Source organism: Brevibacterium sp. CSND-B09 (assembly GCF_052906525.1).
This window is the reverse complement of record NZ_JBREGI010000001.1, coordinates 3,074,568-3,094,854: the sequence shown is the minus strand read 5'-3', so window position 1 is coordinate 3,094,854 and position 20,287 is coordinate 3,074,568. Positions and strand designations below refer to the sequence as shown.

Genomic DNA, 20,287 nt, shown 5'->3' with positions numbered 1-20,287 from the left:
CGTGGTGGATATGGAGCAAGCGGTGAGGGGTTGTTCGTACGGACAGTGTCTGGAAACGACGGCGGGGCCGGAGAGAAGTACTCTCCGGCCCCGCCCGTCTCGGCGATGATCTCGCCTGAGTGTCAGGTGCTTCTGAACAGACTGGCTCAGTTCTGGAGGCTGAGCTTGCGGCGGCGGACGATCGTGACCGCTGTACCGCCGGCAACGATGAGTGCCAGTGCCGCGGCGACGATGTTGACGGTCTCGAAGCCGGTGCGCGGCAGGTCGCCGCCGTCCTTCGAACCGTTTGCATCGGCCCCGGAGCCATCGGCCGAACCACCGTCGGCTCCACTGCCGGCGTTCGACGAACCGTCCGACCCACCGGCCGCGCTGTCTCCGCCATCGGCATTGCCGCCGGCCGCGCTGTCTCCTCCGTCAGCGGCGCCGCCATCGGCGGAACCACCATCGGCATTGCCGCCGTCGGCCGAACCGTCATCGCCGGCCGAGGCATTCGCATCGTCACCGACTGCCGCGGTGGCTTCGAACTCATGCGCCAGCGGCAGCGGGTTGTCATCCCACCATGGACCATCGGAATTCGCCTGCACGCTGGCCTTGACGGTCACCTCACCGGAGGCGTCCTTCGGCGCGGTCACCGTCACAGGAGTCTCGGACGCACCTGCCGGGATCGAATCGAGGGTGATCGTCTTGGCCGCCTCGGCGCTGACCTCGGGGGCCCTGCCCTTGGTGGCGCTGCTGGAAGCAGACCGGGACTCGGACTGCGCGGCCGCCTCGGCGGTATAGCCCTCCGGCAGGTCGACGGTGACGTCGATGGGACCCGCAACCTCGGACTTCGCGTTCGTCTTGAGCGCGAACTCAGCGCTCTCACCGGGCTTGATGGCCTTCGGCCCGGTCAGCTCGGCGCTCAGATCACCCTTGTCGATGACGTCCTTGGCTGCGTCTGCCTGACGCTCGTTCTTATCCGGGGTAACGTCTTTGTCTTCGGCCTGGTGCTTGTTGAAGTAGTTCTCCCAGGTCTCGAAGTCGGTGAGTCCCGACTGTTCGAAATCACCCTTGGCGAAGGAGGAGAAGTTGTCACCACCGGTGGCGAGGAAGCTCAGCGTCGCAACCCGGTAGTCCTTGTTCGGATCGATGTCCTTGCCATCGACCTTGACGGATTTCACGTGCTCGCCCTTGTCGGCATCAGTGTCATAGACGACGTCGAGGTCATCGGAGATGCCCAGGTGGAGGAACGACCGGGAGGCACCGTCGGGCTGCCACTGCTCTTCGAAGAGGCCGATGACGTCCGAACCCTTCATCGTCACGACACCATGGTCGTTGGCGAAGGGAAGCACGCTGTTGAGCTCGGCAACGGTGACTTCGCATTTCTCCTCGGAGTTGTAGATGTCATCGCAGAGCAGATCGGTGCGCAGACCGCCGGGGTTCGTGATGCCGAAGTCGGCTTCTTCCAGCTGGGTCTCTTCGACGCCTTCCTTGAGCGCATCGGCGACGAGGTTGCCGAGCGTGGACTCGGCACCGCGGTCCTCCTCGCCGTCCTTCTTCGCTCGGGTGATGTCCTCGCTGATCGTGCCGGTGACCTCCGAGCCGAGCTCCTTGGCCTTCTCCTCTGCGTCGCTGACGATGCCTGCGACCTTGTCGACGACCTCGGAGTCATAGCTCTTGCCCTCGGTCTCGATGAGATCGATGCCGCTGGCCTGCCAGTCGCTGTTGCCGTCGAGTCTCATGGTCACTTGCCCGACGTATTCGCCGTAGCTGCCGGCCTCGATGACGGGACGGGTGCGATCGGGTTCTCCGGGCACCGGTGCTTCGAAGGCATACGGCATATGGGTGTGGCCGGTGAACATGGCGTCGACCGAGGCGTCGGCCTCGGTGACGAGCTTCTTGAACTCCGCGTTCGACGCCTTCGCGTCTTCCAGGCTCTCGGTCGACGACGCGCCGAGGTGGGCCTCGACGACCGTCATATCCGGTCGTTCGTCCTCGGGCAGGTTCTCGAGATCGTCGGCGACGCGGTTGACTGCGTCCGTGGGGTCACCGAAGTCGAGGTCGGCGATGCCGTCCGGTGAGACGAGTGAGGCGGTGTCCTTGGTGACAACGCCGATGACGGCGATCTTGACTCCCGACACGTCGACGATGGAGTACTCGTCGAGGCCGTCGACGACGTTCTGAGTTCCCTTGTCGTAGACGTTGGCCGCCGAGTACGGGAAGTCGGCTTCGTCGCTCACTCTTCCCGTGAGGTCATCGATGCCTTTGTCGAATTCGTGGTTGCCGACAGCAGAGGCCTCGACGCCCATGGCGTTGAGGACATCGAGCGTGGGGGTGTCGTTCTGCGATGAGGAGGTGTAGGTCGAGGCACCGATGTTGTCACCGGTCGAGAGCAGAGCAGTGCCCATATTGTCGCCGCCGGTGCCGAACTTCGCTCGTTCCTCCTCGACGACCGAGGCGACCTGAGTGCCTGCCTCGGAGATGCGTCCGTGGAAGTCGGTGATATTGAGCAGCTGAACTTTGGTGCCCTCGGGCGCCGACTGCGCATCGCTGCCGGAATCCTGCTCGTCGCCGGCGTTGTCCGACGGCGCGGACTTGCCGTCGGTCGAATCGTTCGACGACTCGTCGGGGTCCGCGGGAGCCGCTTCACTCGGTGCCGTGGCGCTGTCGTCGGTGGAGTTTCCGTTGCCCAGAGAGGGTGCCCCGATGGCAGGCGCGAGGCCGGGCAGAGTCAGCATTGACACCGCGGCGCCCGTGGCCAGCACTTTGGTCACAAGTTTCGACATGTATTCGGTTCCTTCGATCGTTCAGTGAGGCGCACATCAACCGTGCCGGTGGGATTGAAGACGGATTCCATCCTGCAGTGCCAATGCGAACTGAAAGTTACTTAAGTGTGAATCTACACAGGATTCTCACAACTGGAAAGAGGAATTCTCACATGATCGCGACTCGCGCGATAAAAGGCGGCTTGATGCTTCTGCCGACGACCCGACGAACCGTCGGCCTATTCCTGGTCGCGGCGGGCCATCGTCTGGGCGTTGCGAGCCGCGTAGTCCTCGGGTGCCGGATAGCCGACCTCGGTGAGGACGAGTCCTTCGGCAGGCGTGACGAACATGGGCACATCCGGAGTCAGCCCGGCGTCCGCCTCGGCGATGAGTTCGGCCGGGCGGGTCACCGCCCAATTGCCGGATCCGACCTTGATCAGTCCGCCGACGAGTGCACGGACCATGTGATGGCAGAAGGCGTCGGCGCGCAGATCAATGGTGATCACAGCATCCTGATCGCGCGAGACTCGCAGTTCGTGGAGGGTGCGGATCGTCGTCGCGCCCTCCCGGGGTTTGCAGAACGGCAGGAAGTCGTGGAGCCCTTGGACCTCGCTCGCGGCCTCGGCCATGGCTTCGGCATCGAGTTCGCCCTTGTGCCGCGGCGTCACCTGCGTCAGCAGCGGGTCGATGAATGACCGATGATCGGCCAACCGGTACTGATACGACCGCCACAGCGCAGAGAACCTGGCGTCGAAGTCCTCTGGCACCTCGGCCACCGCGTGGACGACGATGTCGTGGAACTCACCGGCGATGAGGACTCCGCGCAGACGTGACAGGAGGGCCGCCTCGGCGGATCGATTCGACTGGCCGATGAGCTTGCCGATCGCCTCATCGCCCAGATCGATATGCACGACCTGACGGCGAGCGTGGACGCCGGAGTCGGTGCGGCCGGCGACGACGGTGGCCACCTCGGTGCCGGTGATCCTCTCCAGTCCGGATTCGATGGCGGCCTGGACCGTGCGCAGCCCCGGCTGCTTGGCCCAGCCATGGAAATCCGTGCCGCGATAGCCCAGGTCGAGGCGGAAGCGGGTCATCGGGTCGTCCTCGCCGAGGCGGGGCCCGCCGTTCCGGGTCCGCCATCGTCATCGATCGCTTCGGTGAATGGGGCGCGGGGCTTGAAGACCCCTCCGAAGAGGCGGGAGACCAGTCGCGCCCGCTGCCGGTGATAGCGCTCGACGTTCGTGTTGTAGAAACGCGCGCCGGCGAGGATCCGTTCGGTGAGCACCTGCAGCTGACCGTGCAGAAGCTGGATCGTCGTGTCGATCTCCTCATTGACCGCAGCCCGCTGGGGACGGGCAGAGTCCGAGTTCAGGGACCTCTCCGTCAGCGCCGCGGGGATGAGTGCGGCGTCATCGACGGCGTCGGTCAGGGCGTTTTCGGCTGCAGCGCCGCGGTGGTCGAAGGGGGCGCGTTCGGCAGAGGCGAGCGCGAGTTCCAGCCGGGACAGGTCCTGTCCGGCGATCTGCTGGAGGGTGCCGATATAGGCCGGCACGAGAGCGTGGCGGGCGCGAATCTCGCCGATGAGCTGGCGCTTGGCTTCATCGCACAGCGACCGGGCCATGGACAGCTGGTTGAAGCGCAGGACGGTGAGGATGACGAAGAGGACGATGAGAGCGGCGAGTACGCAACCGCCGACGATGAACCAGACCACGGCCATTCCCCTCGTTCCATGTGCTGCACGAGCATTTCCGACACCTCAGTTTACGCGGGGCTCAGACTCGTCGCGAACAGGTCATCATCCGGACACCGAGGCTACTGAGAAGAGTCACCGAGAAGGACCGCGCCCGGACACCGGCCCGGCATTCTGCAGTCACCGCAGAGAGTGCGGACCGATTTCGGCCAGATGTCGCCGACCTGTCGCCTTCGGGTCATGCGTTCGTCACTCGGCGGGCCTTAGCTGGAAGTCGTGAGAGTAGCGATCATTGCAGAATCCTTCCTCCCCAATATGAATGGGGTCACCCACTCACTCCTGCGGGTCCTCGACCATCTGGCCGACCGCGGCGACGAAGTCCTCGTCATCGCTCCGGGCACACGCAGGGACGGTCCGAAGGAGGTCGCCGGCGCCCGCATCGTCCGGGTTCCCTCGATCGCCTTGCCGAAGTATCGGCGCATCCGCGTGGCTCCCGGCGGCGTCACCCGCATCCGCCGACTGCTGCAGCGGTTCGCCCCGGACGTCGTCCATCTGGCCAGCCCGTTCGTCCTCGGATGGCGCGGGGTCCTCGCCGCCCAGGCACTGAATCTGCCGACTGTGGCGATCTACCAGACCGAGGTTCCCGCCTATGCCGCCCGGTACGGAATGCACGGCATCGAGGCCATGCTCTGGAACCACGTCCGCAACATCCACCAGCATTCCTCTCTGACGCTGGCCCCATCGTCGTACACGATCGATCAGCTGCAAGGCCTCGGTGTCGCCGAGGTGGCACTGTGGGCCCGTGGGGTCGATTCCTCCCGTTTCGACCCGGGTCACCGGTCCGAGGCCTGGCGTCGAAGCGTTGCCCCGAATGGTGAGAAGATCATCGGCTTCGTCGGCAGGCTGGCTGCGGAGAAGCAGGTCGAAGACCTTGCCGCGCTCACCGATCTGCCCGGGGCGAAGGTCGTCATCGTCGGTGACGGTCCCTGGCGGACGCGTCTGCAGCGGTTGCTGCCGGAGGCTCATTTCACCGGGTTCCTCGGCGGGGATGCCCTGGCCCAAGCTGTGGCGAGCTTCGACCTCATGGTCGCCCCGGGTGAGCTCGAGACCTTCTGCCAGACGATTCAGGAGGCCATGGCCTCCGAGGTGCCGGTCATCGCTCCCGCCCGAGGCGGCCCACTCGACCTCGTCGACTCCTCGCGCACCGGGTGGCTCTACACCCCGAAGGATCTCGGTGCCATGCGAGCGCATGCGGCGGACCTCCTCGGCGACGAGGCGAAACGGCGGGCCTTCGGGGTCGCCGGTCGTGAGCAGGTGCAGGCCAGGAGTTGGAAGAGCGTGTGCTCACAGCTCGTCGGCCACTATTCGCGGGCGATCGAGAATCCAGCCCCGCAGGTGCTCGGCCGCGGATTCAGCTCGATGGTCAACTCCGGACTGGAGAATCCACTGCCCTACTGAGGCGATCGCGCAGTTCAGCTTCCGGCCCTTTCGCCGACCGCTCAAGTTACCGCCGCTGTATCAAACAGGTTGACAATTTCCGTATACGGTGAGCGCTGGGCGCCGAGGTGAGCGGTCGGCGCGCGCGAGCCTTCAGCTGCCGAGCTCAGCCGAGGCCAGCAGTCCAGTCCTGGACAGTCGTCACTGTCGCCTGCTTGGGGAACATCTTCTCGGTGAGCACCGCGTGGACCTCGGGGTCGCGGTCGGCGCAGGCGTCGGAGAGCACAGTGAGCTCGAAGTCGAGATCGGCGGCCTGGCGCACCGTCGAGAGCACGACACCGCTCGTGGCAACTCCGGCGAGCACGAGAGACGATGCCCCGTAGCCGCGCAGCAGCACCTCGAGATCGCTGCCGGTGAAGGCGCTGATGCGACGCTTGGTCACGATCGGCTCGCCCTGATGCCGGTCAAGGGTGTCGTGGATGCTCGTCGAGGCATGGGTCTCGTCAAGGTCGCCGTGAGCGGCGATCTGCGCGAACGATGCCGTTGCCGACAGTTCCGGATGCCCCTCGCGCAGCGCCACTCGCACCCAGACGACGGGGATGTCGTGGCTGCGAGCCGCGGCGACGGCGTCACGTGCGCGTTCGAGCACACCGGTCGAGGCGAAGGCGTCGTCACCTGCGATGCCGTTCTGAAAATCCATGGCCAAGAGAACGGTGCTGTCGGTTCCGGTCATCATGTCTCCTTCGGTTCGAGTGGGGCTGATTCCCTCTTCCGCCGAGGTTACTCCTGACTCCAGTTGGTCCGCTGAGTCGAGGCTCAATGCCGACTGAGACCGGAGCGACGGCTAGCAGTGGAGTGCCGTTGTCCGCCGAAGGCGGCATCGATATGATGAAGAGGAAGCAACGTCATGCCCCGGGCTACCGGATAATCCCGGCCTTTGGGAAGACGGCCCCCTGGCGAATGCGGAAGCACCCAGGGGGTGCTTCATATTCACGGACCTATCGTTTCAACCGCCTGCCTTCCGTCGAGCCGCTTCGCCCAAGGCGCGGATCTGGCGCAGAAGATCATGGCCCACCGACTGGCCGGGAGCAAACAACGCGCCGTTGTCGACCGCATAACGCGCTGGTATCCTGGATGATGAAGCAACGTCATGCCCCGGGCTACCGGATAATCCCGGCCTTTGGGAAGACGGCCCCCTGGCGAATGCGGAAGCACCCAGGGGGTGCTTCATATTCAAGAGCTTTCCGTCGACAGCATTGATGACCGTCAACTTGCCTTCCTGCAGAACCGGCTCGATGAATCTGACATCATCGCGCGCGATGTCACGTTGCATCGCCCATGAGATCGCGTCTGCTGACCACAACAACGGTTCGAACGCCATTCCGCCGTGAGTGAAGGCGACACCAGGGTGAATCGCGCCCGTCCTCCGCAAACTATCGACCACCCGCTCATCTGCCCGGTTGAGTCTCTGATCCCTATTGTTGTCAGCGACGATCCCCCGAACAGCCCCCTCTCCGGTACCGCTCGTGAGGTTACGGACGAGCCGGCCGAGACACAGCGCCCTGGCCCTCGCAATGTCGCCCTGAGAACTGCCCGCCAACGGCATCTTCACAGCAATGACATTCCACACCGATTCCTCGGTGATCGTCTCGACCATCTCGACGATGTCACCGCGGTCGAAGTCGCTTCCGCGGAACTTCTTGTTCGTATGCCAGTAGGTTCCGTCGGCCACGTCCACCAATCGCTCGCGAATGGAATCCAAGCGCGCATGAGAGAAGATGACCGCGGCCATCTGATATAACGAGACCTCCGCCGGACCCAACCGCGTTCGAGAGAAGGTGCCCTCCGCCGCGCCTGTCGGCTGCCTCATCGACTCGTCGATGAACGCGATCGGGTTCGGGACAGCGGCGAGGTAGAACCTCTCCAGTGCAGGTGACCGCAGGTTTGGGCTCGACATACCTCCGCTCTCATCCGGCAACGCTGCTCTCTTCGAGCAGCATTGCTCTCATCCGATGATGTGCCGAACACTCTATGGGGCGGTCCTGACACGACCGACGGGGGCGGTTCAGTCGACGATGCCGCGAGCGTCGAGGGCCCGACCGGTGTCCTGCGCGTATTTCACCGACCGCAGGATCGCCGGCACCACTCGGGCCCTGATGCTCGAGTCCAATCCCCTGGCCCGGGCTGCGCGTTCGGCTTCGCCGAGCAGACCGGAGATATGGGAGATCGCCCTGACCATGAGGCTCGCTGTCAGTGCGATCGCCTCGGTGTTTGCGCCGAAGAACCGCAAGGGCGAGACCAGCACCGTGAACGTGTCGAGCAGCTGCGCCACCGACGTCGTCAGGGTGAGGATCAGGGCCGCCTGCACACAGGCGAACACGGTCCCGCCGACAGCCAGCCCCGACTCCATGGACCCGAAGAAGTACTGCAGCCCCATGACGATCGCCACGAGCACCGCCACATAGATCCATGTGCGCAGGAAGTGCTTCACCCGCAGCCGGGCGGTAAAGCCGAGGACCACGAGGACAGCGAACATCGACCAGTTGATCGCCGCATCACGGAAGATGAGCGCAACGATGCCGATCACGGCGATCACCGCCAGCGTCACTCCCGTCGGCACTGCATGCAGCCATCCCCGAGGATGCGCCACCTTCCCGAAGAGCTGCGGTCGGGCCTTGATGCCGGCGTGCTTCCGCCACGTCGTTCCGGTGTCACCTGCACCAACGCCGGTATGACCGGCCCCGACAGGACGTTTCCCACTCATGGCGTATCGCTCATGATGAGATTCCGGTAGGCGGCGACCGCCTCGGCGGGGGCGGCATCGGCCACGATCCGACCGTCGTCGACGACGATCGCGCGCTGGGCGGTCTGCGCGAACTCGAGGTCATGGGTGGTGAGGATGATGCGCACCCCGCGCCTGTCCATGAGCTCCTGGAGATGCACGCGCAGCCGCTCCTTATTGCGCAGGTCGAGCAGGGTCGTCGGCTCGTCGAGGACGAGGATCTGCGGATCCACCGCAAGCACCGCGGCCAGTGCCACGAGCTGACGCTGACCGCCGGAGAGTTCGTAGACGCTGCGTTCAGCCAGGTCGGCGATGCCGAGCTCGTCGAGCACCGCCAGTGCCGCTGCCCGCCGTTCGCGTTTGGGCACGGACTTGCGCAGGGACAGTTCGATGTCCTCGATCGGGGTCGGCATGACCAGCTGCGCGGCCGGATCGGTGAAGACGAAGCCGACCATTGAGCGCACCTTCGCCGCCTGCCGGCGCGGGTCGAAACCGTCGACGAGGACCTCTCCGACGTTCGCGGTGACCAGCCCGTTGAACAGCTGCAGCAGGGTCGACTTCCCCGAGCCGTTGGCACCGATGACGGCGACGACATCCTCGGTGAGGGTGAGATTGACCTCTTGGAGGATCGGGCGCACGACATCGCCGTCGGGTCCGTAGTCGAGGACTCCGACGCCGACGTCGCTCAACCGGATCTCACGAGTCACTTCGCGCCCTGTGCCTGCCCGGCCGACACCGATTCGACGCTGATGCCGCGACGGCGCAGCACGTCGGGGAATGCACGGTGGATGAGCACCGCCACCGAGGCGGCCAGGATGTTCTTCACAATGTCACCGGGCCAGTAGGCGAGGTCCGCGACCGCAGCCACGCCGAGCGGCAGATCGCCGTTGATCGACATGCCGAGAATGCCCAGCGGGTGGTTGAGCAGGAGGCTGCCGCCGAAGCCGCCGAGGAACAGCACCACGCCGAGCTTCATTCCGCTGAAGCGGCGCACGGCCCAGCGGGCGATGAGCCCGGCGAGGAGAGCGTAGAGCGCGAAAGAGAGGATGTAGCCTGCGCTCGGACCTGCGAGGACGCCGATTCCGCCGCGCATTCCCGAGAAGATCGGGAGTCCGACGAGACCGAGGACGACATAGAGCAGGGTGGCTGCGAATCCGCGCCAGGGTCCGAGCACCATCCCGCACAGTGCGATCGCGAAGGTCTGCAGAGTGATCGGCACACCGAGGGGACCCACCGGGACAGGAGGCATCATCGCAAAGGCCGCGAGCATCGCCGCGAAGACCGCGACGAGGGCGATATCGCTGCCGGCCGAGCGAGGACGGGTGATTCCCGCCGAGGTGGTGCTGTGGGTCGGTGTCATGAGTACTCCATTGGTCGTGATCCTCCCCGACCGGGATCGGGGACGCCCGAGGCGGCCTCGAGCACCTTCCCACTGTAACTGAACGGTGTTCAGGAGCGGTATTCGGGGTCGCGGTCGAGGCCGCCTCGGCGAGGGAATCCGCACGTTCACGTGCGCAGTGCCCCCTCAACGGTCGCGGAGGATCACTCCCATTCGATCGTGCCCGGAGGCTTCGAGGTGACGTCGAGGACGACGCGGTTGATGTCGTCGACCTCGTTAGTGATGCGGTTGGAGATCACGGAGAGCACATCGTAGGGGATGCGCGTCCAGTCGGCGGTCATCGCGTCCTCGCTCGAGACCGGGCGCAGCACGACGGGGTGGCCGTAGGTGCGGCCGTCGCCCTGGACGCCGACGGAGCGGACATCGGCCAGGAGCACGACCGGGCACTGCCAGATCTCTCCGTCGAGGCCGGCCTTCGTCAGCTCTGCGCGGGCGATCGCATCGGCCTTGCGCAGGATGTTCAGGCGCTCCTCGGTGACTTCGCCGATGATACGGATCCCCAGTCCGGGGCCGGGGAACGGCTGGCGGGAGACGATGACCTCGGGCACGCCGAGTTCGCGGCCGATGGCGCGGACCTCGTCCTTGAACAGGGCGCGCAGGGGTTCGATGAGCTGGAACTGGATGTCATCGGGCAGGCCGCCGACGTTGTGGTGGCTCTTGATGTTCGCGGTGCCCGATCCACCGCCGGATTCGACGACGTCGGGGTAGAGGGTGCCCTGGACGAGGAACGCGATCTCCTCGCCTTCACCTTCCTGTGCTTCGAGGACGAGGTCGGCGGCGGCGGTTTCGAAGGTGCGGATGAACTCGCGGCCGATGATCTTGCGCTTCTCCTCCGGGTCGGTGACCCCGGCGAGCTGGGAGAGGAACTGCTCACGCGCGTCGACGGTGACCAGGCGGACGCCGATCGAATCGACGTAGTCCTTCTCGACCTGGACGCGTTCGTCCTGGCGCAGGAGCCCATGATCGACGAACACGCAGGTGAGCTGGTCGCCGATGGCCTTGTGGACGAGCGCTGCGGCCACGGAGGAGTCGACTCCGCCGGACAGGCCGCAGATGACCTTCTTGTTGCCGACGCGGGCGCGGATGAGTTCGACCTGTTCGTCGATGACGGATTCGTTCGTCCAGTCGGCTTCGAGGCCGGCGACGTTGAACAGGAAGTTCTCGAGGATCTTCTGCCCGTTCTCCGAGTGGAGGACCTCGGGGTGCCACTGCACGCCGGCGAACCTCTTCGCCGCGCATTCGAAGGCCGCGACGGGGGTGTCCGGGGTGGAGGCGAGGACGTCGAAGCCGTCGGGCGCCTCGGCGACGGAGTCCCCGTGGGACATCCAGACCTTGTAGTTCTCAGGGGTCTCGGCGAGCAGCGAGCCGGTCTGGGACACGGAGACCGGGGTCGATCCGTATTCGCGCTTGTCGGTCTTGGCCACGCGCCCGCCGAGTGCGGTCGACATGAGCTGGAAGCCGTAGCAGATGCCCATCGTGGGCACTCCGAGGTCGAACACGGACGTGTCGAAGCTCGGGGCGCCGGCGTCGTTGACGCTCGAGGGTCCGCCGGAGAGCACGATGGCCACGGGGTTCTTCGCGGCGAATTCGGACGCCGGGGCGTCGTGGGCGATGATCTCCGAGTACAGGCCGGCTTCGCGGATGCGGCGCGCGATGAGCTGGGCGTACTGGGCGCCGAAATCGGCGACGAGGACGGGGGGCACCTGCGTGCTCTGGGATTGCGTCATGATCCAATTCTAAGCGTCGGCGACCAGACGCCCGAATTCGGGTCGTGCTCCCTTCGCAGGGCGGATGAGCACGTGTCGGCGGGCCGCCTCGGCGAGGGTGGGCCGGGCCGGTTTCGCCGCCGCGGATGACCGCGGGTCGGCGGGCCGCCTCGGCGGAGGTGGGGTCCCTCTTAGGACTTGGGGGCGACGACGACGGCGGCTTCGAGCTCGGCGTCGACCTGACGGTGGATGCGGCGCTCGAGGATGAACGACATCACGGGCACGACTCCGGCCAGGGCGAGGATGAGGTAGCGGCCGAGCGTCCAGCGCATCTGCTGGTTGAGCCAGAAGCAGCCGATGAGGTAGACCACGTAGCACCAGCCGTGGCAGATCGCGATGGCTGCGGCGAGGTTGAAGCCGCCGAAGTTCAGGGCCGTCTCGGCGTCCGCGGCGATGAGGTACTTGTAGATCATCTCGACCGTGAGGATGAGCAGCATCGTACCGGTGATGAGCGCCATCACGCGGTAGAACTTCAGCGCATTGCGGGCCGAGGTGAAGCGTTTGACGCTCCACACGTTGTTCTCGTCGAAGTCGGGGCGGGAGTCCAAGGACTCGTGTTCTTCGCTCACGCTCAGTTTCCTCCGGTCGTGCGGGTGTCAGTGTTTCGGGCATCGGCGTTCTTGCTTCGTTTCCTGCCGGGCCTGGCGCCTCCGTGGCGGTGGGCCGGCAGTCCGGTGAGTCCGGACATCACCTCGGGGTCGATGGTCGCGTCGCCCGCGGGTTTGACGACAACATACTCGACGCTCTTCTCCGAATCATGGGAATCCTCGCCGAGGCGGCGCCGGAGGTAATCATCGCGCAGCAGCTGGAACCACATGTAGAGGGCCATGGCCGCGAAGATGATCCATTCGAGAGCGTAGACCGCCGACTGCAGATCGAATCCGCCCTCGTCGCGTGTCGTCGTAGTCGGAACCTGTGCGAGACCGTCGGTGCCCACCGAGGCGGCGGCGCCTGTGGCCTTCTCCGGGATGAGGAATCCGGAGTAAGTGAGCAGGTCGGGGAACAGGTTGATGATCTGCGAGGTCGAGACCGTGTGCACCTGCCCCTCGGGCAGATCGTTGCCCTCGACGGGGCCCTCGATAGGTCCGATGCGCGCGGTCAGCTCGACCTGACCGTCCATGGCCTCCGACGTCATCGCCGTGTCCTCGTCGGTGGTGAAACCGCGGACGACGGGGATCGCAATCGTCTTCTCGTCGGCGTTCGCGGCCTCGACACCTTCACCGAGGTGACCGCCGTCCGGGGCGAACATCGTTACGACCCAATACCCGGTATCGCCGTCCTGGACGCGTCCGGGAACGACGATCTGAGCATCGGGGATCCAGTGTCCTGACAGGCTGACCCGCTGGTCGGCGAGGATGCCGGGCATCGGAGCCTGGGCATCCATGACGTCGTTGAAGTCCTTGAGCTCATCGACTCCGGAGGACGCAGCGACGTCGTTCTTGTGCTGGGCCCGGTCGACCTGCCACGCGGAGAGTCCGACGAAGCAGGTGACGAGCACCAGGACGAGGAGCAGGGACCCCAGCCATTTGGGAGTCAGTGCCAGGCGGAACAGTTCAGACCACCGAACCAGTCTGGTAGGGCGAGACGGTGACGTCGACGCGTTGGAATTCCTTGAGGTCGAGGTAACCCGTGGTGGCCAGTGCCCGACGCAGGGCGCCGGCGAGGTTGAGTTCGCCGATTGCGGTGCGGCCGGGGCCGAAGAGCACCTGCTCGAGGCTGCCGACGGTGCCGAGTTCCACACGGTGTCCGCGTGGCAGATCCGGGTGATGAGCTTCGGCGCCCCAGTGCATTCCGCGGCCGGGTGCTTCGGTCGACCGGGCCAGGGCGGTGCCGAGCATGACGGCATCGGCGCCGACCCCGAAGGCCTTGACGATGTCGCCGCTGGTGCCGAGTCCGCCATCGGCGATGACATGGACGTAGCGGCCGCCGGATTCGTCCATATAGTCCCGCCGGGCGGCGTGGACGTCGGCGACGGCCGTGGCCATCGGCGCGTGGATGCCCAGAGTCTTGCGGGTCGTGGCTGCCGCTCCCCCGCCGAAGCCGACGAGGACGCCGGCGGCACCGGTGCGCATGAGGTGCAGGGCAGCGGTGTAGGTGGCGGCTCCGCCGACGATGACGGGCACATCGAGTTCGTAGATGAACTGCTTGAGGTTGAGCGGTTCGGTGTGGGTCGAGACGTGCTCGGCCGAGACCGTGGTGCCGCGGATGACGAAGATGTCGACTCCGGCGTCGACGACCGTCTTGTAGAACTCCTGGGTCCGCTGCGGGGTCAGAGCACCAGCGACGGTGACTCCGGCTTCGCGGATCTGCTCGAGGCGAGCGGTGATGAGTTCGGCTTGGATGGGTGCGGAGTAGAGCTCCTGCATCCGGGAGGTCGCCATCTCGGCCGGCAGCTGGGCGATTTCAGCCAGCTGCGGGGTGGGGTCCTCGTACCGGGTCCACAGACCTTCGAGGTCGAGAACGCCGAGTCCGCCGAATCGGCCGAGCGCGATGACGGTCTCCGGGGACATGGCCGAGTCCATGGGGGCGCCGATGAAGGGCAGCTCGAACTGGTAGGCGTCGATCTGCCAGTTCAGGGACACGTCTTCGGGGTCACGGGTGCGCCGAGCGGGGACGATGGCGATGTCGTCGAGCGAATAGGCGCGACGGCCGCGCTTGCCTCTTCCGATTTCGATTTCAGAACTCACCCCAACAGCCTATCCCACCACTCTTGGCGCAACGTCTCAGCCCACTATGAGGAACAGCGCATCTCCCCTCCCAGGACTACCCGACGGCGGCCCAGCAACCTGGCGCCAGGTTGCTGGGCCGCCGTCGGGTAGCAACTAGGGAGTGGCGAGGTGGGACTCGACCGCTTTCGACGTGGCTGTGGCGAAGGCGCGGACGTGGGGTAAGTGCGCGTCTTTGTCGCGGATGTGCATGACGACCCGGCGCATCGGGACGGGGTCGGTGAGGTCGACGGCGACGAGGCCGGGCGGCAGCTGCAGAGTCGAGAGCCGTGGGAGGACCGTGATGCCCATGTTTGAGGCGATGAGGGCCAATGCCGCGAAGTCGTCCTCGCAGGCGGCGAAGCTTCTACGTTCGAATCCGGCCGCGGCGCACGCATGGTCGACGACCTTGCTCGAGGGTCCGGCCCACATGTCGTAGTCGACCCAGTGCTCGTCCTCGAGGTCGATGAACGGCACGGACTCACGGCCTGCGAATCGGTGCCCCTCGGGGACGACCACCCGATAGTCGTCGTCGAAGAGCGGGATGCGCGTCATCTCCGGCAGATGGTTCTCCCCGTCCTGCGGAGCCTCGGCGCGGATCTCGATGAGGCAGTGCCCGCGGCGGTTCTTCGCCGGTTCGTTGAGCTGGATGTCGAAACGCAGATCCGGATGCTCCAGGGCCACAGCATCGATGATGCCCGGCAGCAGGCGCGCATTGAATGAAGTGAACGCCGCGATCCGCAGCCGGGGCCTGCTGACGCTGCGGAAGCCTTCGACCAGATCGTCGAGGCGGCCGACCGCAGTGAAGACCTCCGCCGAATCATCGGCCAGACGCCGGCCGAGCTCGGTGACCTCGATGCCGCGCCCCGACCGCCGGTAGAGCGGCGCCCCGACGGCCTTCTGCAGCGTGGTGATGTGCTGACTGACGGTCGCCGGTGTGTAGTTGAGGTTCTTCGCCGCGTCGACCACGGAACCGGTGGCCGCGACGGCCCGCCACACCCGCAGACGATTGAGATCCCACATACCTCCAAGAGTAGCCGCCGAACGCCGGATAAATCATTAGGCACTGCCTGATGATCATTCGTGATCAATTGCTTTTCCCGATTGATCGGTTCCGGCAGAATGGTGTTCGTTCCCGATGCCATCGAACGATGCCCCGAGACACCCGTGCACCATCCCCGCTGACCATTCCCATCACCCCCGAAGGATTGCCGTGACCGGACCCGAGATCCTCACCATCACCGGAGCAGCGGCCGCGCTTGCCGTTACCCCCGGACCCGAGACGATCCTGACGATCCGCCTGTCCTCGCTGCGCCGCAAGGCCGGACTCGTCTATGCGCTCGGCACGGCCACGGGCACCGTGATCTGGATGGCCCTCGCGCTCACCGGCGTCTCCGCACTGCTGACCCTCTATCCGGCTGCCGTGCAGGTGCTCAAGATCGGCGGCGGCCTCTATCTGTGTCTCCTCGGCGTCCTCGCCGGTCGGCAGGCGCTTCGCCTGCGCCGGGAGCTGAAGGCCGCCGAGGCGACCGACCGCCCCACCGCGAATGCCACCCCCACCCCATCGACCGCCCCCGACTCCCCCGACGGGCCCGTGACCGAGATCGCTCACGTCATGGAGTCGACCTCGTGGGGCCACTTGCGCTCGTTCGTGTCGTATCGCCGCGGCATCATCTCGTCGCTGTCCAACCCGAAGGTCGGCCTGTTCTTCCTCGCGATCCTGCCGACCCTCGTCCCTGCTTCCCCGACCGGCATCGACTACACCGTGCTCGTCGCCCTGATCCTCGGCGTGCTTCTGTCGTACCAGCTCGTCCTCGCATGCCTGGCCAGTCTCGCGGCATCGGCGATGGCCCACCGCAGCGCCGACTTCTTCATCGAAGCCGCCTCCACGCTCATCCTGCTCATCATCGGCATCGCCGTCATCGCGATCCCCATCTGAGCCGCGGTTGCCCGGAAAACAAGATAAGGGCGGGGCACCGAGGTCGATCCTCGGTGCCCCGCCCCTTTCGGTTCGGTGGGCAGACCCTCACTCAGCTCTCATTCGCCGAGGAGGCTCCCCCGTTCCCGCTGCCACCTCCGTCAGTGCGCGTTCCGGTCCCCGGTGCGCCGCTGTCCACGGCGTCCGGGTTCGTCTTTTCGGCCGCCTCGGCAAGGTCGACCTTGTCGAGCATCTTCGCGGCCGCCTCACGTCCGCCGAGGCCGAAGGCCAGAGCGGCCGCTGCGGCACCGCCGATGACGACGGCTCCGAAGGCGAGGTTGATGATCGAATCGGCCAGGCCCATGTAGCGCAGGCCCATGGCGATGAACAGGGCGATCGCCGAGTAGCGCAGCACCTTGCTGGCGAGGTTGTTCGTGATGAACTTGCCGATGATCGCGGCGATGAGGAATCCTGCGGCGATGATCGCAGCGCCGAAGAGCACGCTGCCGCCGAGGTCGAGGATCTCGTTGAGGATGTTCGTGATCTCGGGGAATCCGAGCATCCGGGCGGCCATGATCGCGAAGAAGATCATGATCGCCACCTGCACGAGACGGGTGATCACGTTGGAGGCGCTGGTGCCTTCGGGCACGATCCCGATCTCGTTGATGGCTTTGTCGGTGCCGATGCCCTGGAGGATCTGTTCGAGCAGATTGCCGAGGAACTTGGCGATGACGAAGCCGATGGCCAGCAGGATGCCGGCGGCGATGATGAGCGGGATCGCGTTGAGGAAGATCTGTAACATCTGCTGGGCAGGCTCCGAGATCGCCTTGATGCCGAGGACCTGCAGCGCCGAGATCGCAACGACGATGATGATGATTCCGAACACCAGGTTGCCGATGAGGTTCGAGATCTTCGCGTTCGCCTCCGCGTTCGGGTTCGGTGCATGACCGGGGTGTCCGCCCTGCGGCGGCATACCCTGCTGCCCCTGCGGCGGCATGCCCTGCTGACCCTGTGCGGCGTACTGCTGAGTGGCGTCGGGATGCGGTTGAGCATTTCCGGCACCCTCGGCCACTCCGGTGGCTTTGTCGCCGAGCGAGCGGAACTTCGACGTCAGCTTCGTCAGATCCACAGCGTTGAGGGCGGTCTGGACGAGCTGTTTGGCGATCTTCGCGAAGACATAGCCGATGAAGAAGATGAATCCCGCGCCGATGATATTGGGCAGGAATCCGAAGATTCCATCGAGCAGGCCCTGCAGCGGAGTCAGCACCTGATCGAGGTTGAACAGCTGGAGCACGGCGATGAGTCCGAGCAGCCAGATGACGAGACCGGCGATCTGCCCGACCGACTTTCCGATCTGCTGACCATTGCTTCCGTCGCGTTGAAGTGCGGGAACCTTGGTGACGAGTTTGCCGATCGCCCATTTGACGATGGCGGCGAGAATCCAGGTGACAATGAGAATGACGATTGCCAGTCCGACTTTCGTCAGGACCGACCAGATATCCAGATCTTGCATGTCGCTTATCTGCTTCGAACTCAGCGAATCGGCAAGTTTCATTTTCTCTTGCTGATTTTGAGTCTATTCTCAGCGAACACTGAGAACAAGGGTCCAGCGACTGATAGCCGTTAATTCAAACCACAGTTGTCGATGGATCTCGGTCGGTTACATATGCATATGTCGATCGCTCAACAGAATCTTCACAAACTTATCACAATTGCATATCGCGTCAGAATTCCAGCGGCAGATTGTCGATGAGGTGAGTCCCACCGACCGTCGCGGAGACGAGCAGCAGAGCCGGTCCCGTGAAGGCCGGCGGGCACGGCCGCAGGGTCGCGGCCTCGACGAGACTGCAGTAGACGATCTCGAGATCCCCACGTTCAGCAGCCGGCTCCAGCTCGGCGAGCGCGGCCGCCTCGACGGCAGCGGGCAAGCCAGCAGAGATACCACTGGTGCCGGCCCCAGAGCCAGAACCGCCACCGGCGCCGGACTCCGCCGCCCCACGGCCTCGCTCGGCCACCTCGGAGGCGGCGGTGAGAGCCCGTGGAATCGCCAGAGCACGGGCACGGTCGTCCGGCGCCAGGTAGGAGTTGCGGCTCGACATGGCCAGCCCGTCGGCGTCCCGGACGACGGGTAGGCCGATGAGTTCGATATCGAAGTTGAGGTCGGCGATCATGCGTTTGACCAGGACGAACTGTTGGATGTCCTTGAGCCCGAATACCGTGACGTCGGGGGCGATGAGGGTGAAGAGCTTCGCCACGACGGTGAGCACGCCGTCGAAGTGCCCGGGCCTGGCCGCGCCTTCGAACACGGCCCCCATGCGCCCGGCGACGACCCGCACTTCGGGTGCGGACGGGTACATCTCGGCCAGCGCCGGGGCGAAGACGAAGTCGACTCCGACCTCTTCACACTTCCTCAGATCCTTTTCGATCGGCCGCGGGTACTGGACGAAGTCCTCGTCGGCACCGAATTGAAGCGGATTGACGAAGATCGAGGCCACGACGAGTTCGGACTCTGCGCGTGCACGTGTCATGAGTGCCTGATGCCCGGAGTGCAGGGCGCCCATCGTCGGGACGAGACCGATGCGGCCCGACTGCTCGGCCCGCCACCGGCGCAGTGCCTGGATGCCGCCGACCTCCATCAGTCGAAGCTCCTCTCGGGCTCGGGGAAGACCCCGGACTTCACTTCGTCGACATAGGTGCCGACTGCCTCGGTGAGCACGGAATGCAGGTCTGCGTAGCGCTTGACGAAGCGCGGGGCCTTCCCCGTGCGCAGGCCCGCCATGTCCTGCCATACGAGGATCTGGGCGTCGCAGTCCGCACCGGCGCCGATCCCGACGGTGGGGATCGTCAGTTCGGATGTGACCTGGCCGGCCAGCCCGGAGGGCACCATCTCCATGACCACGGAGAAGGCTCCGGCTTTGGCCACGGCGCGGGCATCGTCGAGCAGGGCGCTGCCTGCGTCGCCGCGGCCCTGGACCTTGTAGCCGCCGAGGTTGTGCTCGGCCTGCGGGGTGAAGCCGATGTGCGCCATGACCGGGATCCCCGCCGTCGTGATCGCCTTGATCCGCGAGGCCATCCGCGCCCCGCCCTCGAGTTTGACCGCGTGGACTCCGGCTTCCTTCATGAACCGCACGGCCGTGGCCACGGCCTGTTCATCGGAGATCTCGTAGCTGCCGAATGGAAGGTCGGCGACGATGAGCGCCCGGCTCGTCGACGAGGCGACTGCTCTGGCCAGCGGGATGAGTTCGTCGACGGTGACCGGCAGGGTCGTCGTGTGGCCATAGACATTGTTCGCCGCCGAATCGCCGATGAGCAGGGCCTCGACACCGGCCTGCTCGAACAGGGCCGCCGTGTACTGGTCGTAGCTGGTCAGCATCGCCCACCGCCGGCCTTCGGCCTTGGCCTTGATGAGATCGAGGGTCCGGATTCGCCGAGGCGGCGCTGCCGGTGCGGACACCGGACCGCCGTACGGGGCTGGTTGTTCCGCCGAGGCGGCCCCTGCCGTCGCGTCGGGGCTGGCCGGGGCGCCGAGGCCGGCCGGGGCATTGTCACCGGCAGCAGCGTTGCCCGCGATGCCGGTGGTGGAGGTGAACTGGTTCGAGTGTGCCGCTTCGGGCATGAGAATCCTTCAGATATGCGATGTCGTCGGTGCCGGCGCGGGCGGGGCGAGACCGACGCTTCGGTCCGAAGCCTCGGTGACTCTCACGGGGGCGCCCACCGCAGTGCGCATCGACTCGGATTGCGAGCCAGACCACAGCCTATTGCATCCCCCGGCGCAGAGCCATCGCCGGCGAGTTGTACATCGCCCGCCGACAGGATTAAGCTCAAATCTGCGCAAAGAAATAAACG

At 65.6% G+C, this 20,287-nt stretch carries 18 protein-coding genes; 2 read left to right on the top strand and 16 right to left on the bottom strand.

Going from position 1 to position 20,287, the window contains the following annotated elements; all coding sequences use genetic code 11:
- Positions 1 to 146: 146 nt before the first annotated feature.
- The 3 genes from ACU4IU_RS13840 to ACU4IU_RS13830 form a co-directional block, all read right to left on the bottom strand.
- The gene (locus ACU4IU_RS13840) at positions 147 to 2,765 is read right to left on the bottom strand and encodes a bifunctional metallophosphatase/5'-nucleotidase (RefSeq protein ID WP_446657062.1); all 2,619 of its coding nucleotides are present in this window, start codon (positions 2,763 to 2,765) and stop codon (positions 147 to 149) included.
- A 218-nt stretch (positions 2,766 to 2,983) separates the two neighbouring features.
- Positions 2,984 to 3,838 (bottom strand): tRNA pseudouridine(38-40) synthase TruA, encoded by an 855-nt coding sequence (gene truA, locus ACU4IU_RS13835; RefSeq protein ID WP_139468419.1) that lies wholly within the window; start codon positions 3,836 to 3,838, stop codon positions 2,984 to 2,986.
- Entirely contained in the window at positions 3,835 to 4,461 is a 627-nt protein-coding gene (locus ACU4IU_RS13830; protein ID WP_259357666.1) for a LemA family protein, read from the bottom strand. The genes truA and ACU4IU_RS13830 overlap by 4 nt, the downstream gene beginning before the upstream one ends.
- Before the next feature lie 249 nt (positions 4,462 to 4,710).
- Between ACU4IU_RS13830 and ACU4IU_RS13825 the strand changes: the two genes are divergently transcribed.
- Positions 4,711 to 5,892, top strand: a complete 1,182-nt coding sequence (locus ACU4IU_RS13825; RefSeq protein ID WP_248283937.1) for a glycosyltransferase family 4 protein — start codon at positions 4,711 to 4,713, stop codon at positions 5,890 to 5,892.
- A 145-nt stretch (positions 5,893 to 6,037) separates the two neighbouring features.
- Here the strand turns inward: ACU4IU_RS13825 and ACU4IU_RS13820 are convergent, their stop codons facing one another.
- From ACU4IU_RS13820 to ACU4IU_RS13775, 10 genes are all read right to left on the bottom strand, one after another.
- Positions 6,038 to 6,604 (bottom strand): cysteine hydrolase family protein, encoded by a 567-nt coding sequence (locus ACU4IU_RS13820; RefSeq protein ID WP_259357664.1) that lies wholly within the window; start codon positions 6,602 to 6,604, stop codon positions 6,038 to 6,040.
- Between the two features lie 273 nt (positions 6,605 to 6,877).
- The gene (locus tag ACU4IU_RS13815) at positions 6,878 to 7,828 is read right to left on the bottom strand and encodes a hypothetical protein (protein WP_446657061.1); all 951 of its coding nucleotides are present in this window, start codon (positions 7,826 to 7,828) and stop codon (positions 6,878 to 6,880) included.
- Positions 7,829 to 7,936: 108 nt separating this feature from the next.
- The gene (locus ACU4IU_RS13810) at positions 7,937 to 8,635 is read right to left on the bottom strand and encodes an energy-coupling factor transporter transmembrane component T family protein (protein ID WP_446657060.1); all 699 of its coding nucleotides are present in this window, start codon (positions 8,633 to 8,635) and stop codon (positions 7,937 to 7,939) included.
- Positions 8,632 to 9,360 (bottom strand): energy-coupling factor ABC transporter ATP-binding protein, encoded by a 729-nt coding sequence (locus ACU4IU_RS13805; RefSeq protein WP_446657059.1) that lies wholly within the window; start codon positions 9,358 to 9,360, stop codon positions 8,632 to 8,634. The genes ACU4IU_RS13810 and ACU4IU_RS13805 overlap by 4 nt, the downstream gene beginning before the upstream one ends.
- Entirely contained in the window at positions 9,357 to 10,013 is a 657-nt protein-coding gene (locus tag ACU4IU_RS13800) for a biotin transporter BioY (RefSeq protein ID WP_062243406.1), read from the bottom strand. Before ACU4IU_RS13800 ends, ACU4IU_RS13805 begins: the two co-directional genes overlap by 4 nt.
- A 182-nt stretch (positions 10,014 to 10,195) precedes the next feature.
- Positions 10,196 to 11,779, bottom strand: a complete 1,584-nt coding sequence (guaA, locus tag ACU4IU_RS13795; RefSeq protein WP_446657058.1) for a glutamine-hydrolyzing GMP synthase — start codon at positions 11,777 to 11,779, stop codon at positions 10,196 to 10,198.
- 170 nt (positions 11,780 to 11,949) lie between these two features.
- Entirely contained in the window at positions 11,950 to 12,387 is a 438-nt protein-coding gene (locus ACU4IU_RS13790; RefSeq protein ID WP_139468416.1) for a DUF3817 domain-containing protein, read from the bottom strand.
- A 2-nt stretch (positions 12,388 to 12,389) separates the two neighbouring features.
- Positions 12,390 to 13,316, bottom strand: a complete 927-nt coding sequence (locus tag ACU4IU_RS13785; protein ID WP_446657057.1) for an SURF1 family protein — start codon at positions 13,314 to 13,316, stop codon at positions 12,390 to 12,392.
- A 55-nt stretch (positions 13,317 to 13,371) separates the two neighbouring features.
- Positions 13,372 to 14,505 carry a GuaB3 family IMP dehydrogenase-related protein gene (locus tag ACU4IU_RS13780; protein WP_139468415.1) on the bottom strand — a complete coding sequence of 378 codons (1,134 nt, stop codon included), beginning with the start codon at positions 14,503 to 14,505 and terminating at the stop codon, positions 13,372 to 13,374.
- 135 nt (positions 14,506 to 14,640) lie between these two features.
- Complete coding sequence (locus ACU4IU_RS13775) at positions 14,641 to 15,546, bottom strand: LysR family transcriptional regulator (protein ID WP_446657056.1); 906 nt, start codon at positions 15,544 to 15,546, stop codon at positions 14,641 to 14,643.
- 190 nt (positions 15,547 to 15,736) lie between these two features.
- On the opposite strand from ACU4IU_RS13775, the gene ACU4IU_RS13770 reads away from it, so the two are divergent.
- A complete protein-coding gene (locus ACU4IU_RS13770) occupies positions 15,737 to 16,462 on the top strand; it encodes a LysE family translocator (protein ID WP_259357658.1) in 726 nt (241 codons plus the stop codon).
- Positions 16,463 to 16,553: 91 nt separating this feature from the next.
- Here ACU4IU_RS13770 and ACU4IU_RS13765 read toward each other — a convergent pair whose 3' ends face one another.
- The 3 genes from ACU4IU_RS13765 to panB form a co-directional block, all read right to left on the bottom strand.
- The gene (locus ACU4IU_RS13765) at positions 16,554 to 17,954 is read right to left on the bottom strand and encodes a mechanosensitive ion channel (RefSeq protein WP_446657055.1); all 1,401 of its coding nucleotides are present in this window, start codon (positions 17,952 to 17,954) and stop codon (positions 16,554 to 16,556) included.
- Between the two features lie 211 nt (positions 17,955 to 18,165).
- Complete coding sequence (gene panC / locus ACU4IU_RS13760; RefSeq protein WP_446657054.1) at positions 18,166 to 19,077, bottom strand: pantoate--beta-alanine ligase; 912 nt, start codon at positions 19,075 to 19,077, stop codon at positions 18,166 to 18,168.
- Positions 19,077 to 20,057 carry a 3-methyl-2-oxobutanoate hydroxymethyltransferase gene (gene panB / locus ACU4IU_RS13755; RefSeq protein WP_446657053.1) on the bottom strand — a complete coding sequence of 327 codons (981 nt, stop codon included), beginning with the start codon at positions 20,055 to 20,057 and terminating at the stop codon, positions 19,077 to 19,079. The genes panC and panB overlap by 1 nt, the downstream gene beginning before the upstream one ends.
- Positions 20,058 to 20,287: the final 230 nt, after the last annotated feature.